Origin of the sequence: Streptomyces sp. NPDC057963 (assembly GCF_042887155.1) — a bacterium.
Lineage (GTDB): Bacteria > Actinomycetota > Actinomycetes > Streptomycetales > Streptomycetaceae > Streptomyces.
Genome location: NZ_JBHVPX010000008.1, coordinates 104,540 through 118,232, shown reverse-complemented (window position 1 = coordinate 118,232; position 13,693 = coordinate 104,540). Strand labels below are relative to the sequence as shown.

12 protein-coding genes and 1 pseudogene are annotated in these 13,693 nt (G+C 71.7%); 7 read left to right on the top strand and 6 right to left on the bottom strand.

What is annotated here, in order from left to right; all coding sequences use genetic code 11:
- Positions 1-6: 6 nt before the first annotated feature.
- Positions 7-168, top strand: a pseudogene (locus ACFVT1_RS20290) (DUF397 domain-containing protein); the annotation flags it as partial.
- Between the two features lie 89 nt (positions 169-257).
- Here the strand turns inward: ACFVT1_RS20290 and ACFVT1_RS20285 are convergent.
- The 5 genes from ACFVT1_RS20285 to ACFVT1_RS20265 all read right to left on the bottom strand — a co-directional run bounded on the left by ACFVT1_RS20285 (position 258) and on the right by ACFVT1_RS20265 (position 6,804).
- A complete protein-coding gene (locus ACFVT1_RS20285; RefSeq protein ID WP_389797214.1) occupies positions 258-3,413 on the bottom strand; it encodes an efflux RND transporter permease subunit in 3,156 nt (1,051 codons plus the stop codon).
- Positions 3,414-3,576: 163 nt separating this feature from the next.
- Entirely contained in the window at positions 3,577-4,272 is a 696-nt protein-coding gene (locus tag ACFVT1_RS20280) for a response regulator (protein WP_389797212.1), read from the bottom strand.
- The gene (locus tag ACFVT1_RS20275; protein ID WP_389797209.1) at positions 4,269-5,528 is read right to left on the bottom strand and encodes a sensor histidine kinase; all 1,260 of its coding nucleotides are present in this window, start codon (positions 5,526-5,528) and stop codon (positions 4,269-4,271) included. The genes ACFVT1_RS20280 and ACFVT1_RS20275 overlap by 4 nt, the downstream gene beginning before the upstream one ends.
- A gap of 205 nt (positions 5,529-5,733) precedes the next feature.
- Positions 5,734-6,012, bottom strand: coding sequence for a hypothetical protein (locus ACFVT1_RS20270; protein ID WP_389797206.1), 279 nt, complete (start codon positions 6,010-6,012; stop codon positions 5,734-5,736).
- A gap of 9 nt (positions 6,013-6,021) precedes the next feature.
- The gene (locus tag ACFVT1_RS20265; protein ID WP_093893567.1) at positions 6,022-6,804 is read right to left on the bottom strand and encodes a PspA/IM30 family protein; all 783 of its coding nucleotides are present in this window, start codon (positions 6,802-6,804) and stop codon (positions 6,022-6,024) included.
- Positions 6,805-7,100: 296 nt separating this feature from the next.
- Between ACFVT1_RS20265 and ACFVT1_RS20260 the strand changes: the two genes are divergently transcribed.
- From ACFVT1_RS20260 to ACFVT1_RS20250, 3 genes are all read left to right on the top strand, one after another.
- Positions 7,101-7,700 (top strand): DUF3043 domain-containing protein, encoded by a 600-nt coding sequence (locus ACFVT1_RS20260; protein ID WP_389797742.1) that lies wholly within the window; start codon positions 7,101-7,103, stop codon positions 7,698-7,700.
- A gap of 119 nt (positions 7,701-7,819) precedes the next feature.
- Positions 7,820-8,554, top strand: a complete 735-nt coding sequence (locus ACFVT1_RS20255; RefSeq protein WP_389797740.1) for a class I SAM-dependent methyltransferase — start codon at positions 7,820-7,822, stop codon at positions 8,552-8,554.
- A gap of 94 nt (positions 8,555-8,648) precedes the next feature.
- Positions 8,649-9,725, top strand: a complete 1,077-nt coding sequence (locus ACFVT1_RS20250) for a S1C family serine protease (protein ID WP_389797202.1) — start codon at positions 8,649-8,651, stop codon at positions 9,723-9,725.
- A 276-nt stretch (positions 9,726-10,001) separates the two neighbouring features.
- Here the strand turns inward: ACFVT1_RS20250 and ACFVT1_RS20245 are convergent, their stop codons facing one another.
- Positions 10,002-10,211: a hypothetical protein gene (locus ACFVT1_RS20245; protein ID WP_389797200.1), complete on the bottom strand. Its 210-nt coding sequence runs from the start codon at positions 10,209-10,211 to the stop codon at positions 10,002-10,004.
- Between the two features lie 128 nt (positions 10,212-10,339).
- Between ACFVT1_RS20245 and ACFVT1_RS20240 the strand changes: the two genes are divergently transcribed.
- The 3 genes from ACFVT1_RS20240 (at position 10,340) to cobT (ending at position 13,626) form a co-directional block, all read left to right on the top strand.
- A complete protein-coding gene (locus tag ACFVT1_RS20240; RefSeq protein WP_389797197.1) occupies positions 10,340-11,542 on the top strand; it encodes a bifunctional adenosylcobinamide kinase/adenosylcobinamide-phosphate guanylyltransferase in 1,203 nt (400 codons plus the stop codon).
- Between the two features lie 36 nt (positions 11,543-11,578).
- Positions 11,579-12,418, top strand: coding sequence for a class I SAM-dependent methyltransferase (locus ACFVT1_RS20235; protein WP_389797194.1), 840 nt, complete (start codon positions 11,579-11,581; stop codon positions 12,416-12,418).
- A 95-nt stretch (positions 12,419-12,513) separates the two neighbouring features.
- The gene (gene cobT / locus ACFVT1_RS20230; protein WP_389797192.1) at positions 12,514-13,626 is read left to right on the top strand and encodes a nicotinate-nucleotide--dimethylbenzimidazole phosphoribosyltransferase; all 1,113 of its coding nucleotides are present in this window, start codon (positions 12,514-12,516) and stop codon (positions 13,624-13,626) included.
- Positions 13,627-13,693 lie beyond the last annotated feature (67 nt).

Below are 13,693 nucleotides of genomic sequence, written 5' to 3'. Positions count from 1 at the left end.
GTCAGCCGACGTTCCCGCCGCTCCGGCAATTCCCATGGGGGCGAATGCGTCGGGATCAGCGACGACTTCCCCGGCGTCGTCCCCGTACGCGACAGCAAGAGCCCCTCCGGCCCGGCGCTCGTCGTCCAGGCCACGGCCCGGGGCGCGTTCGTCTCCTCGCTCACGTAGCAGCAGCGCTCAAGCCGCAGGCGGACAACCCGAAGGGCCCTGTCCCACGCAGGTGCGTGGGACAGGGCCCTCTCGTCGTGCCAGTCGGGTCAGGCCTTCGCGGGCTCCGGCTCCTCGACGGTGGAGTCCGCCGCCTCGGCCGGGGCCGGCAGGCCGGCCTTCCGCGCCCGCTTGACGGCCTTCTTCTTCGCGCGGCGCTCCTTGCGGAGTTCGACCATCGCGTAGAGCGTCGGCACCAGGAGCAGCGTCAGCAGGGTCGAGGTGACCAGGCCGCCGATCACCACCACCGCGAGCGGCTGCGAGATGAAGCCGCCCTCGCCGGTGACGCCGAGCGCCATCGGGAGCAGGGCGAAGATCGTCGCCAGGGCGGTCATCAGGATCGGGCGGAGCCGGTGGCGGCCACCCTCGACGACCGCTTCGACGATGCCCATGCCCTGCGTCCGGTACTGGTTGATCAGGTCGATCAGCACGATCGCGTTGGTGACCACGATCCCGATCAGCATCAGCATGCCGATCATCGCCGGGACACCCATCGGAGTGCCGGTGATCACGAGCAGGCCGATCGCGCCGGTGGCCGCGAACGGGACGGAGACCAGCAGGATCAGCGGCTGGATCAGGGACTTGAAGGTCGCCACCAGCAGCATGAAGACGATCGCGATCGCGGCCAGCATGGCCAGGCCGAGCTTCAGGAACGCGTTGTTCTGGTCCTCGGAGACACCGCCGATGGTGGCGGTGGCGCCGTCCGGGAGCTTCAGCGCGTTGATCTTCGTCTGGAGCGAGGCGCTGACCGCGCCGGTGTTGTCACCGGTGGGCTTGGCGGTGATGGTCGCGGCGCGCTGGCCGTCGATCCGGGTCATCGAGACCGGTCCGGGGACCAGCTCGACGTCGGCGATCTGGCCGAGCTCGACCGGTCCGAGGGAGAGGTTCTTCAGCTCGGCCATCGTGGTCGCCGGGTGGGCCGACCTGATGACGACGTCCCGCTCGGTGTCGTCCATGATCGCCTTGCCGGACGGGGTGCCGCGCACCGCTCCGGCGACGGCCGCGCCGAGCGCGGCCTGGTTGAAGCCCGCCTCCGCGGCCTTGGCGTTGGCCTTGACCGAGATCCGCGGCACGCTCTGCGCCAGGTCGCTCTGGACGTCGGTGACGTCCTTGAGCCCGGCCACCTCGGCCCGTACCTCTTCGGACGCCTTCTTCAGGACGTCCGCGTCGGCGGCCTTGACCACGACGCTGAGGTCCTGGCTGCCGAAGCCGCCGCCCGCGGAGATGGTGGTGTCACCGATGCCGTCGAGCTTGCCCAGCTCCGTGTCGAGGCGCTTCTGCACGGCCTCGGAGTCGCCCGCGTCCTTCAGGGTGATCTGGTACGAGGCCTGGTTGGAGCCCGTACCGCCGCCGAAGGCCGCCATGAAGCCGGAGGAGCCGACGGTGACCTGGTAGTCCTTGACGCCCTTGTCGTCGGCGAGGACCTTCTCGACCTTCTCGGCCGCCGCGTCGGCGGCCGCCAGGCTGGTGCCGGGGGTCAGCTCCTGCTTGATGGAGAGGACTTCCTGCTCGCCCTGGTCGAAGAAGTTGGTCTTCAGCAGCGGAGCCATGCCGAAGGTGCCGAGCAGCACCACGCCGGCGATAACGATGCTGGTGACGCGGCGCCGGGTCGCGAAGCCCAGCACCGGGACGTACAGCCGCTGGAGCCGGCTGCCGGCTTCCTTCTCCTCGGCCTTGCGCCGGGCCTCGTCCGGGTTCTCGGTGCTGCCCTTCGGGGCGCGCAGGAACCAGTACGACAGGACGGGGACGACGGTCAGCGAGACCAGCAGGGAGGCCAGCAGGGCCGAGGTGACGGTCAGCGAGAACGAGCCGAAGAGCTCGCCGACCATGCCGCCCACGAGACCGATCGGCAGGAAGACGGCGACCGTGGTGAGGGTCGAGGAGGTGACCGCGCCGGCCACTTCCTTCACCGCGGTGATGATCGCCGACTGGCGCTCCTCGCCGTAGCCGAGGTGGCGCTTGATGTTCTCCAGGACCACGATCGAGTCGTCGACGACCCGGCCGATCGCGATGGTCAGCGCGCCGAGCGTGAGCATGTTGAGCGACAGGTCGCGGGTCCAGAGCACGATCAGCGCGAGGACCACGGAGAGCGGGATGGAGACCGCGGTGACCAGGGTCGAGCGCAGCGAGGCGAGGAAGACCAGGATCACGATGACCGCGAAGAGGAGACCGAGCGCACCCTCGGTGGTCAGACCGGAGATCGCCTTGGAGACGGCGGGGCCCTGGTCGGAGACGACGGTCAGTTCGGCGCCCTCGCCGAGGTCCTTGCGGAGGTCGGGGAGCTTGTCCTTGACCGCGTCCGAGATGGCGACGGCGCTGCCGTCCTTGTCCATCGTGGCCATCACGGCGAGGCTCGGCTTGCCGTTGGTACGGGTGATGGAGACCGCGGTGGACGGCTCCTGCTTCACCGTGGCGATGTCACCGACGCGGACCGGCTCGCCGGGCTTGCCCGTCGCCGGGTCCTGGCCGGTGACCCGCAGGTCCTCGATCTGCTTCAGGGAGGTGAAGGCGCCGCCGACCTGGACGGTGCGGCTCTTGCCCGACTCGGAGAAGGAACCGGCGGGGACGGTCGCGCCGCCCGCCTGGAGCGCCTGGGAGAGCGTCGTGGCGTTCAGACCCGCGGCGGCGAGCTTCTTGTCGTCGGGGGTGATGGAGACCTGGAGGTCCTGGACGCCGTCGATGCTGACCTGGCCGACGCCGTCGATGTCCTCCAGTGCGGGGACGACGGTGCGGTTCAGCTGGTCGGCGAGCGCCTGCTGGTCCTTGTCGGAGGTGACGGCGAGGACGACGGTCGGCATGTCGTCCGTCGAGCCCGCGACGACCTGCGGGTCCACACCGTCGGGAAGCTGGGCGCGGGCTCGGTTCACCGCCTGCTGGATGTCGGCGACGAGCTGCTTGGTGCCCTCGCTGCCGAAGTCGAAGGTCGCCATGATGACGGCGTTGCCCTCGCTGGCGGTCGAGGTGGTGCCCGTGACGCCGTCGACGGCCTTGATGGAATTCTCGAGCGGTTCGACGACCTGCTTCTCGACCACATCGGGGGACGCACCCTGATAGGGGGCGAGCACCGACACCATCGGGAGTTCGATGGTGGGCAGCAGCTGCTGCTTGAGCTGCGGGATCGCGATCGCTCCGAATACGAGGGCGACGATCGAGATCAGTCCGATCAGGGCCCGTTGCGCGAGGCTGAATCTGGACAGCCAGGACATGGGTGGGTCTCTCTTCTGTGGCTTACGCGGCAGATGGGCGGGTTACTGGGGACAGACCCGACCCATCCATACGATCGCTCACCCGCAAGGGCTCGGGCGTCGGCCCAGGGTCGCTTTCTTATGCCGCGCATACCGCAGGTGGAGTACGCCATATCTCCACCTGTCACTCCACCCTGGGGCGCACCAGGCCCGATTCGTACGCTATTACCACCAATTGAGCCCGGTCCCGTGCGCCCAGCTTCGCCATCGCCCTGTTCACATGCGTCTTGACGGTGAGCGGGCTGACGACGAGCCGCTCGGCGATCTCGTCGTTGGAGTGGCCGCCCGCGACCAGGACCAGCACCTCGCGCTCGCGGCCGGTGAGCGCGTCGAGCCGCTCGGAGTACTCCGCGGCGCTCGGCCCGTCGCCGTCCGAACTGCCGCCCTGCGCAAGGAAGGTGGCGATCAGGCCCTTGGTCGCGGCGGGCGAGAGCAGCGCCTCGCCCGCCGCGGCGACACGGATGGCGTTGAGCAGTTCCTCCGGCTCCGCTCCTTTCCCGAGGAAGCCGGACGCCCCGGCACGCAGCGACTGCACCACGTACTCGTCCACCTCGAAGGTGGTGAGCATGACGACCCGTACGTCCGCCAGTTCCGGATCGGCGCTGATCATGCGGGTCGCGGCGAGTCCGTCCGTACCGGGCATCCGGATGTCCATCAGCACGACGTCGGCGCGGGTCGACCGGGCGAGCTCGACGGCCTGCGCGCCGTCCGCCGCCTCGCCGACCACCTCCATGTCGGACTCCGAGTCGACCAGCACCCGGAACGCGCTGCGCAGCAGCGCCTGGTCGTCGACGAGCAGCACCTTGATGGGCGGTGTCATGCGTTCTCCCCCGTCCGGCCCGCCGCGTCCGGCTCCTCCGGCTCTGCCGCACGGGCCTTGACGGGCAGGATCGCATGGACCCGGAATCCGCCGCCGTAGCGGGGCCCCGCGGTGAGGGAGCCGCCGAGTGCGGTGACCCGTTCGCGCATGCCGAGGAGGCCGTGGCCGCCGCCGTCGCCCCCGCCGCAGCCCCCGCCCGAGCCGTTGTCGATGACGGTGATCTCGGCCGTGGCCCCGACCCGTACGACGCTCACCTCGGCCTTCGCGCCGGGGCCCGCGTGCTTGCGCACATTGGTCAGCGCCTCCTGGATCACCCGGTACGCGGCCAGGTCCACGGCCGCGGGGAGCGGGGACCGCCGGTCGGTGCAGGCCACCTCGACCGGGAGCCCGGCCCGTCGGACGGTGTCCACCAGTTCGCCGAGGACCGCGAGCCCCGGCGCCGGTTCGGTCGGTGCCTCGGGGTCGCCGGACTGACGCAGCAGCCCGACGGTGGCCCGCAGTTCGTTGAGCGCGGAGCGGCTGGCCTCCCGGACGTGGGCCAGCGCCTCCTTGGCCTGGTCGGGGCGCTTGTCCATGACGTGGGCGGCCACCCCGGCCTGGACGTTGACGAGGGCGATGTGGTGGGCGACGACGTCGTGCAGATCGCGGGCGATCCGCAGCCGTTCCTCGGCGACCCGGCGCCGGGCCTCCTCGTCGCGGGTGCGCTCGGCCCGTTCGGCACGCTCCCTGATCGCGCCGACGAAGGCGCGCCGGGAGCGGACGGCGTCCCCGGCCGCGCCGGCCATGCCGGTCCAGGCGAAGACGCCGAAGTTCTCCTGGCTGTACCAGGGCGCCGGACCGAAGAGCATCGCGGCCGCCGTCAGCGCGGCCATGGTCAGCAGGCCGACCCGCCAGGTGGTGGGCCGGTCGGTGCGGGCGGCGACGGTGTAGAGCGCGATGACGGTGCTCATCACCACGGGCGCGGGCGGGTCGGACCGCACCAGTTCGACGACCGTCAGCCCGGCGGTGGCCGCGAGCACCGCCATGGGATTGCGCCGCCGCCAGATGAGCGCCACGGCACCGAGCACCATCAGGCACACGCTGCTCACCTCGGGCGGGCGGGTGCCGAAGGTGGGCCCGTTCGGTGTACGCGGATGGACGAACGACCCGATGCTCATGGCCGCGAGCACGGCCAGGGCGAGCGCGGAGTCCAGCGCGAGGGGATGGTCGCGCAGCCAGTGCCGGACGCGCAGAACCCCGGTTCCGAGGGTGGTCACGTCAAGCTACGTTACGGCGTGTCGCGCGGGAATCGGTCCGGATCGTGCGGAGAGAACGGTACGGAACGCCCCGAACCGCAAGGGCGCCGCGCCGCGGACACGGTCGTGCCCCGTGGCCGGCGGACCGGACACGGGGCACGGGGCACGGGGCACGGATTCGCGCGGGTGCGCGCAGGTGCGTGCGGGTGCTGGAGTACGACCGGCGTCAGCCGGGGATCAGGCCGTCGTCCCGGAGCATGGCGCGCACCTCTTCGAGGGTCGCGTCGGACGACGGGAGGATCAGCTCGGACGGCTCCAGGGAGTCGTCCGGCAGGGGCTCTCCGAGTTCGCGCACCCTGGCGAGGAGCGCGTGGAGAGTGGAGCGGAAGCCGGGGCCGTCGCCTCTCTCCACCTCGGCGAGCAGTTCGTCGTCGAGCTCGTCGAGCTCGGCGAGATGGCTGTCGGCCAGTACGACCTGGCCCTCCCCCATGATCCGTACGATCATGACGCTGCCTTAACTCTTGTCGAACCTGTGCGGGGACTGCGACGACTGCTGCTGCGCCGCGTCCTGCGGGCCGCCCTCGATCGCCTGCTGCTGGGTGGAGCCGCCGGCCAGCTCGGCCTTCATGCGCTGCAGCTCCAGCTCCACATCCGTACCACCGGAGATCCGGTCCAGCTCGGCGGCGATGTCGTCCTTCGCCGTCCCGGTCGGGTCGTCCAGGGCGCCGGAGGCGAGCAGCTCATCGATCGCGCCGGCCCGCGCCTGCAGCTGCTGGGTCTTGTCCTCGGCCCGCTGGATCGCCAGGCCGACATCGCCCATCTCCTCGGAGATCCCGGAGAAGGCCTCGCCGATCCGGGTCTGCGCCTGGGCGGCGGTGTAGGTGGCCTTGATGGTCTCCTTCTTGGTACGGAAGGCATCGACCTTGGCCTGCAGCCGCTGAGCCGCGAGAGTGAGTTTCTCCTCCTCGCCCTGCAGCGTGGTGTGCTGCGTCTCCAGGTCGGTGACCTGCTGCTGGAGTGCGGCGCGCCGGGACAGCGCCTCGCGGGCCAGGTCCTCGCGGCCGAGCGCGAGCGCCTTGCGGCCCTGGTCCTCCAGCTTGGACGACTGCCCCTGCAGCTGGTTCAGCTGCAGCTCCAGCCGCTTGCGCGAGGTCGCCACATCGGCGACACCGCGGCGCACCTTCTGAAGCAGCTCCAGCTGCTTCTGGTACGAGTAATCGAGGGTCTCGCGCGGATCCTCGGCCCGGTCCAGGGCCTTGTTTGCCTTCGCGCGGAAGATCATCCCCATACGCTTCATGACACCGCTCATGGGCTTCGCGCGCCCCCTTCTGACGGACTGAGCTCCAGCACTCCAACAGAACCCACAGTACGGGCCCTGCCTCTATTACCGCACTGTTCGAGCACAGATGTGCTCCTCCCCAAGGACGACTGCACCCGGTCACCACTCCGGCCCAGGGAGTAGGTGGCGGTCGGGGAAACCGGTGGCGGCGCCCCCGCGGAACCCGTGGGGACACCTGCGAAGACGCGGGCCGTTGCCGGATCGTTCCCGACCGGCCTGGGGTCGTGGCGATCGAACCCGTACCCTTGGGCCTTGTGTTCCGTAGCCGTTCGAAGGAAGAGAAGGCGCCCACCGGCAAGGTGACGGCGGACCTCTCCAAGCAGCCCCGCGACCCGCAGGCCCCCAAAGGTCGCCCCACCCCCAAGCGCAGCGATGCCCAGTCGCAGCGCCGTCGTGCCTCCAGTGGCGCGCCGCTCGACCGCAAGGAGGCCATGAAGCGGCAACGCGAAGCGCGCCGTGTCGACCTGGCCAAGCAGCGCGAGGCGCTCGCCAGTGGCGACGAGCGCTATCTGCCGGCTCGCGACAAGGGCCCGGTGCGGCGCTTCGTCCGCGACTACGTGGACTCGCGCTTCTGCATCGCGGAGTTCTTCCTTCCGCTCGCCGTGATCATTCTGATCCTCAGCGTGATCCAGGTGCAGAACATCCAGAACATCTCGCTGCTGCTCTGGCTCGTCGTGATCGTGCTGATCGTCGTCGACTCGATCGGTCTCGCGTTCCGCCTGAAGAAGCAGCTGAACGCGCGCTTCCCCGATACGCCGAAGCGCGGCGCGGTCGCCTACGGCCTGATGCGTACGCTTCAGATGCGTCGGCTCCGGCTGCCGAAGCCGCAGGTCAAGCGCGGAGAGCGGCCCTGAGTACGGACATCTCCGCCTCGGCCGGCGGTCCGTCCGCCGGCCTGCCGGGCGGCGCCGCCCCCGTGGCCGTCACCGGATTTTCGGGAGCCTCCTCGGCATGGCTGAAGGGCCTCGGCGGGCTGCGCAACACGGTCCGCCAGGAGCTCGTCGCCCGCCAGCTCGACGAGCAGATAGCCGCCCGCTTCCCGGTCGGGCAGCGGCTGCGCGTCCTCGACGTCGGCATGGGCCAGGGCACCCAGGCGCTGCGCCTGGCCAGGGCCGGGCACACCGTGACGGGGCTGGAGTCCGATGCCGAGATGCTGCGGGTGGCCCGCGAGTCGCTCGGCAGCGAGCCGGCGGGCATCCGCGAGCGGGTCCGGCTGATCGAGGGCGACGGCCTGGACACCGGAGTGCACTTCCTGCCCGGCAGCTTCGACGTGGTGCTCTGCCACGGCGTCCTGATGTACGTCCGGGAGCCGGACGCGATGCTGGCCGGCCTGGCCCGGATGCTGGCCCCCGGCGGGCTGCTCTCGCTGCTCGTACGGAACGCCGACGCGCTGGCGATGCGCCCCGGGACGGCCGGGGACTGGGACACGGCGCTGGCCGCCTTCGACACGGCCACATACACCAACCGGCTGGGCCTCCCGGTACGGGCCGACCGGCTGGACGCCCTGACGGCCACGCTCGCCGGAATCGCGGCGCCCCTGCACACCTGGTACGGGGTCCGCGTCTTCACGGACAACGTGAGCAACGACGTGGAACTGCCGGCCGCCGCCGAGCTGGAGCAGGTGCTGGCCGCGGAGGACCGGGCCGGGCGGACGGACCCGTACCGCGGGGTGGCCGCGCTGCTGCACCTGTGCGGGGTGCGGGGCTAGAACCACTCGTCCGGGCCGGAGCCGGACGGGGGCGCGGTGCCCGGTCGGCCGAACCCAGCGGGCCACCGGGAGCGCCAGAAGCGACAATCCGGACATGGATGCATTCCACTTCCGCAGCCGTGTGCGCCAGGTGCTGCTGCCTCTGACCGCCGGGCTCTGCGCCATCGCCCTGGTAAGCGGCTGCTCGGACACGAAGTCCGATTCACCGAAGGCCGATCCCTCCGCGTCTCCCCCCGCTCCCCGGAACGCCGATGATCTGCAGAGCGACTACCAGGCCGTGATCAAGAACGTGCTGCCGTCGGTCGTGCAGATCGAGGCCGCCAACAGCCTGGGCTCCGGTGTCGTCTACGACTCCAAGGGCCATATCGTCACCAACGCCCATGTGGTCGGTGACGAGAGGACGTTCAAGGTCACCGTAGCGACGGGCGAAAAGGTACTGAACGCCTCGCTGGTCACCTCCTATCCGGAACAGGATCTGGCCGTCATCAAGCTGGACAGCATTCCGAAGGGGCTGAAACCGGCGAAGTTCGGTGACTCGGAGAAGGTCGAGGTGGGACAGATCGTGCTGGCGATGGGCTCGCCGCTCGGGCTGTCCTCCAGCGTCACCCAGGGCATCGTCTCGGCGCTCGGCCGGACCGTCAGCGAGAGCCGCGCGGGCGGTGGCACGGGCGCGACGATCGCGAACATGGTGCAGACCTCGGCGGCGATCAACCCGGGCAACAGCGGCGGTGCGCTGGTCAACCTGAACAGCGAGGTGATCGGCATCCCGACGCTGGGGGCGATCGACCCGGAGATGGGTGACAGCGCGGCACCGGGAATCGGGTTCGCGATCCCCGTCTCGATGGTGCGGACGGTCGCCGATCAGATCATCAAGAGCGGCAAGGTCACGGACTCGGGCCGGGCGGCGCTGGACATCACCGGACGCACGGTCGTCGACACGAACTACCGGCCGGCCGGGGTCGCGCTGGTCAGCGTGACGAAGGGCGGCGCCGCGGACAAGGCGGGGCTGCGGGTCGGCGACATCATCACGGCGCTCAACGATCTGCCGGTCACGACCATCACGTCCCTGTCGGAGGCGCTGGCCTCGGACAAGCCGGGCCAGAAGGTCACGGTGACGTATCTGCGCAACGGGGCGGAGAAGACGGCGCGGGCCACCCTGGGCGAGATCTAGATCCCGGCCGCGGGAACACCCTCCTCCGCCGCCGTACGGGCCGGTCCCGGGCGGCGACGGCAGGAGAGCCCGGTCGCCGCGTACGGGCGCGGGCCCCGGCCTGACCCGGACGGACGGAACGCCGCCGCCCCGCGGGCGCGGAGCGCCGCCGACGACACGTACACGTCGGTGGACCGTGCCACCGCCCCGCGGGCGCGGATCCCGGCGGATCTCAGCCGTACGGGCCCGGGATCGCAGCCCACGGGCCCGTACGTCGCTCGCGTGTGCGGGGGCGGATCAGCCCTGGTCCGCCTGGAGGCTCATGGGGCCGTAGATCTTCGCCGAGTCCTCGAAGAGCGTCGCCTGGTCCGCCCCGCCGTCGAGGAGTTCCTTCCAGTACTCGCCGATCCAGGACTCCGCATCACCCTGCGTGGTGAATTCCTCCGGCTGCAGGGCCGGCTCCGTCTCCGTACCGTCGGACTTCTCGAACCGCCACGTCCACGCCATGTCCGCCTCCTGGGTCGCTTTGCTGCCCGCAGCCTAGTGCCTCCCACCCGTGCGGGTACGGGGTCTGCGCCCGCCCGGACACCCCCCAAGTCGCGCACCCGTGGCGCGGACGCGGCAGGATCGGAGGCGTGGAACTGACTCTGCTCGGCACCGGAGCCCCCGACGGGCTGCCGCGCCCCGAATGTCCCTGCGCCGCCTGCGCCACCGCCCGCGGGCCGCGCTCGCGGGCCGCGACCGCCGTGCTGGTCGACGACGCGCTGCTGCTGGATCTCACCCCGGGCGCCGTGTTCGCCGCAGCCCGTGCGGGGCACTCGCTCACCGGCGTACGGCAGGTGCTGCTCACCCACCCGCACGACGGGCCCGCCGTGGAGCTGCCCGCCGGGCTGCCTCCGGCGGGACGGGTGCCGGACGGGCGGGAACTGACGCTGATCAGCGGGCACCGGGTGCGGGCGGTGCCGATGGACGCGCCGGGCACGGGTTACGAGGTGACCGCGCCGGAGGGCGTACGGCTGCTCTACCTGCCGCCCGGCGCCGCGCCCTCCGGCCTCGCGGACCCGGCGCCCCAGCCGTACGACATGGTGGTCGGCGATGTGGTCGGGCGGCCGGACGCGGTGGCGCGGCTGCGGGCCGTCGAGGCGATCGGCCCCACCACGGAGATCATCGCCGTCCATCTGGACCACGACGCACCGCCCGGCGGGGAGCTGGACCGACGCCTCGCGGCTGCCGGCGCGCGCGCCGTGCCGGACGGGACGACGCTGGTGGTGGGCGAGTACCACGCGGCGTTGGAGGTACCGCGGCGCACGCTGGTGACGGGCGGTGCCCGGTCGGGGAAGTCCGTGGAGGCCGAGCGGCGCCTGGAGACATTCCCCGAGGTGGTGTACGTGGCGACCGGTGGACGCAGGGAAGGGGACGCCGAGTGGGCGGCCCGGATCGGGCTGCACCGGGAGCGCAGGCCCGCCGCCTGGCGCACCGAGGAGACCTGTGAGCTGGTGGAACTGCTGGAGTCGGACGGGCCTCCGCTGCTGATCGACTGCCTGTCGCTGTGGCTGACCGACGCGATGGACCGGGTGGGTGCCTGGGACGACGCGGCATGGGCGGACGGCGGCGAGAGCGCGCTGCGGGAGCGGACCGCCGAGCTGGTCGCCGCGGTGCGCGGAACGCGGCGCTCGGTCGTCGCCGTGACCAACGAGACGGGCTCGGGAGTGGTGCCCGCGACGGCCGCCGGGCGGCGGTTCCGGGACGAGCTGGGCCGGTTGAACGCCGCGTTCGCCGACGAGTGCGAACAGGTGCTGCTGGTGGTGGCCGGGCAGGTGCTGGCGCTGCGCGGCTGACCGGAGCACGCGGACGCGGGAACAGGAGGAGCGGACATGGCACGTGTGCGACCGACGCTGAGCGGGGTTCCCGAGACCTTGCTGTGGACGCTCTACAACCGGGCGTACGAGGCGGGGCAGCGCTATCCGGTGCTGGACGACCCGATGGCGCTGCGGCTGATGAAGGATCTGGACTATCCCTTCGAGGAGCGGTTCGGGCGGCCGAACGCGTTCCACTCGCAGGCCCAGGGGCTGCGCTCGCGCTGCTTCGACCTGGCCGTGCAGGGCTACCTCGCCGACCGTCCGCAGGCCACCGTGGTCGCGCTCGGCGACGGCCTGGAGACCGGTTTCTGGCGGGTCGACAACGGCCGGCTGAGCTGGCTGAGCGTGGAGCTACCGGAGGTCGCCGAGCTGCGGCGGGCGCTGCTGCCCGCCTCCGGCCGGCTGCGCACCCTGTCCCGGTCGGCGACCGATCTGTCCTGGCTGGACGAGATCGAGGATCCGGAGGGCCGCGGTGCGGTCGTCACGACGCAGGGGCTGCTGATGTACCTGCCTCCCGCGGAGGTGCGGAGGATCCTGGCGGCCTGCGCCGAACGGCTGCCCGGCGGCGTCCTCGTCCTGGACACGATGGCGCGCTGGCTGGCCAGGGGCACGGTGGCCGGCACCTCGAAGGCCGGCGGGACGGCCATTCCGCCGATGCGCTGGGCGATGAACCCCGGCGAGCGGCACAAGCTGCGCGGTGCGCACCCGGCGATCACCGAGGTACGGGCGCTGCGGCTGCCCCGGGGGCGGGGCGCGATGGGCGAGCTGATCCGGCTCCAGTCGCTGCTTCCGGGGCTGCGGACCCTGACACCCGCGATGACCCAGCTGCGGTTCGGATACGGGTCCCCGCGCTGACCGGGCGTCAGAAACGCTGCGGGTACTGTTCCGCAGTGAGCCCGCCGCCGGGCTCACCGGCCCACTCCACGTATCGACCCGCGAGGCAGACCCCCGTGAATCTGGACGACTTCTCCGACCTGATCGAACGCCCCGACGGCGGCGTACGGCGCGACGCCGAGGAACGCCGGGAGCGCCTGATCGTTCCTCCGGGCGCCCTCGGGCGCCTGGACGAGCTGGGCGAATGGCTCTCGGCCGCCCAGCAGTCCGTACCGGTCAAGGCGATCGAGCAACCGCGTGTGGTGCTCTTCGCCGGTGATCACGGGGTGGCCGCACTGGGTGTCTCCGGCCGCCCGGCCGGGAGCGCGCACGAGCTGGTGAGAGCCACGCTGGACGGCGCGACTCCGCTCGCCGTGCTGGCCCGCCGGTTCTCCGTACCGGTACGGATCGTCGACGCCGGTCTGGACTGCGACCCGGAGCTGCTGCCCGAGTCGGTGGTACGCCACCGGGTGCGGCGCGGCAGCGGCCGGATCGACGTCGAGGACGCGCTGACGGCCGAGGAGGCCGAGCAGGCGGTGCGCCTGGGGATGGCGATCGCGGACGAGGAGGCCGACTCGGGCACCGATCTGGTGGTGCTCGGCGATCTGAGCGTCGGCGGTACGACGGCCGCGGCCACGCTGATCGCGGCGCTGTGCGGCACGGACGCCTCGGTGGTCACCGGACGCGGTGGCGCGGGGATCGACGATCTGGCCTGGATGCGCAAGTGCGCGGCGATCCGGGACGCGCTGCGGCGGGCCCGGCCGGTCCTCGGCGATCAGCTGGAGCTGCTGGCCGCGGTGGGCGGTGCGGACCTGGCGGCGACGACCGGGTTCCTGTTGCAGTGCGCGGTGCGCAGACTGCCGGTGATCCTGGACGGTGTGGTCTCGGCGGCCTGTGCGCTGGTGGGTCAGCGCGCGGCCTTCCGGGCACCGGACTGGTGGCTGGCGGGTCAGGCGAGCGGCGAGCCGGCGCAGGCCAAGGCTCTGGACCGGATGGCGCTCAACCCCTTGCTGGACCACGGCGTCATCGTCGGTGAAGGAAGTGGGGCATTGCTCGCACTTCCTCTTGTTCGGGCCGCGGCCGCGCTGGCGGCGGAGCTGCCCGAGCGCCCACCTGTCGCCGACGAGAAGGACGGCGCCGGCGAAGAGGCCGAGGGAAGCGACGCGGACGGCGACGCGACCGGCGGCTGACGGACCCGGCACAGCTGCGGCCGCCGAAGACCGGCCGCAGCGCAGCCCCCTCCTACAGCGCGATGCA

Bases quoted from the DNA above. Each gene is read 5' to 3' on its own strand.
- ACFVT1_RS20285 (WP_389797214.1), bottom strand. From the start codon at position 3,413: ATGTCCTGGCTGTCCAGATTCAGCCTCGCGCAACGGGCCCTGATCGGA.
- ACFVT1_RS20280 (WP_389797212.1), bottom strand. From the start codon at position 4,272: ATGACACCGCCCATCAAGGTGCTGCTCGTCGACGACCAGGCGCTGCTG.
- ACFVT1_RS20270 (WP_389797206.1), bottom strand. From the start codon at position 6,012: ATGATCGTACGGATCATGGGGGAGGGCCAGGTCGTACTGGCCGACAGC.
- ACFVT1_RS20265 (WP_093893567.1), bottom strand. From the start codon at position 6,804: ATGAAGCGTATGGGGATGATCTTCCGCGCGAAGGCAAACAAGGCCCTG.
- ACFVT1_RS20250 (WP_389797202.1), top strand. From the start codon at position 8,649: ATGGATGCATTCCACTTCCGCAGCCGTGTGCGCCAGGTGCTGCTGCCT.
- ACFVT1_RS20245 (WP_389797200.1), bottom strand. From the start codon at position 10,211: ATGGCGTGGACGTGGCGGTTCGAGAAGTCCGACGGTACGGAGACGGAG.
- ACFVT1_RS20235 (WP_389797194.1), top strand. From the start codon at position 11,579: ATGGCACGTGTGCGACCGACGCTGAGCGGGGTTCCCGAGACCTTGCTG.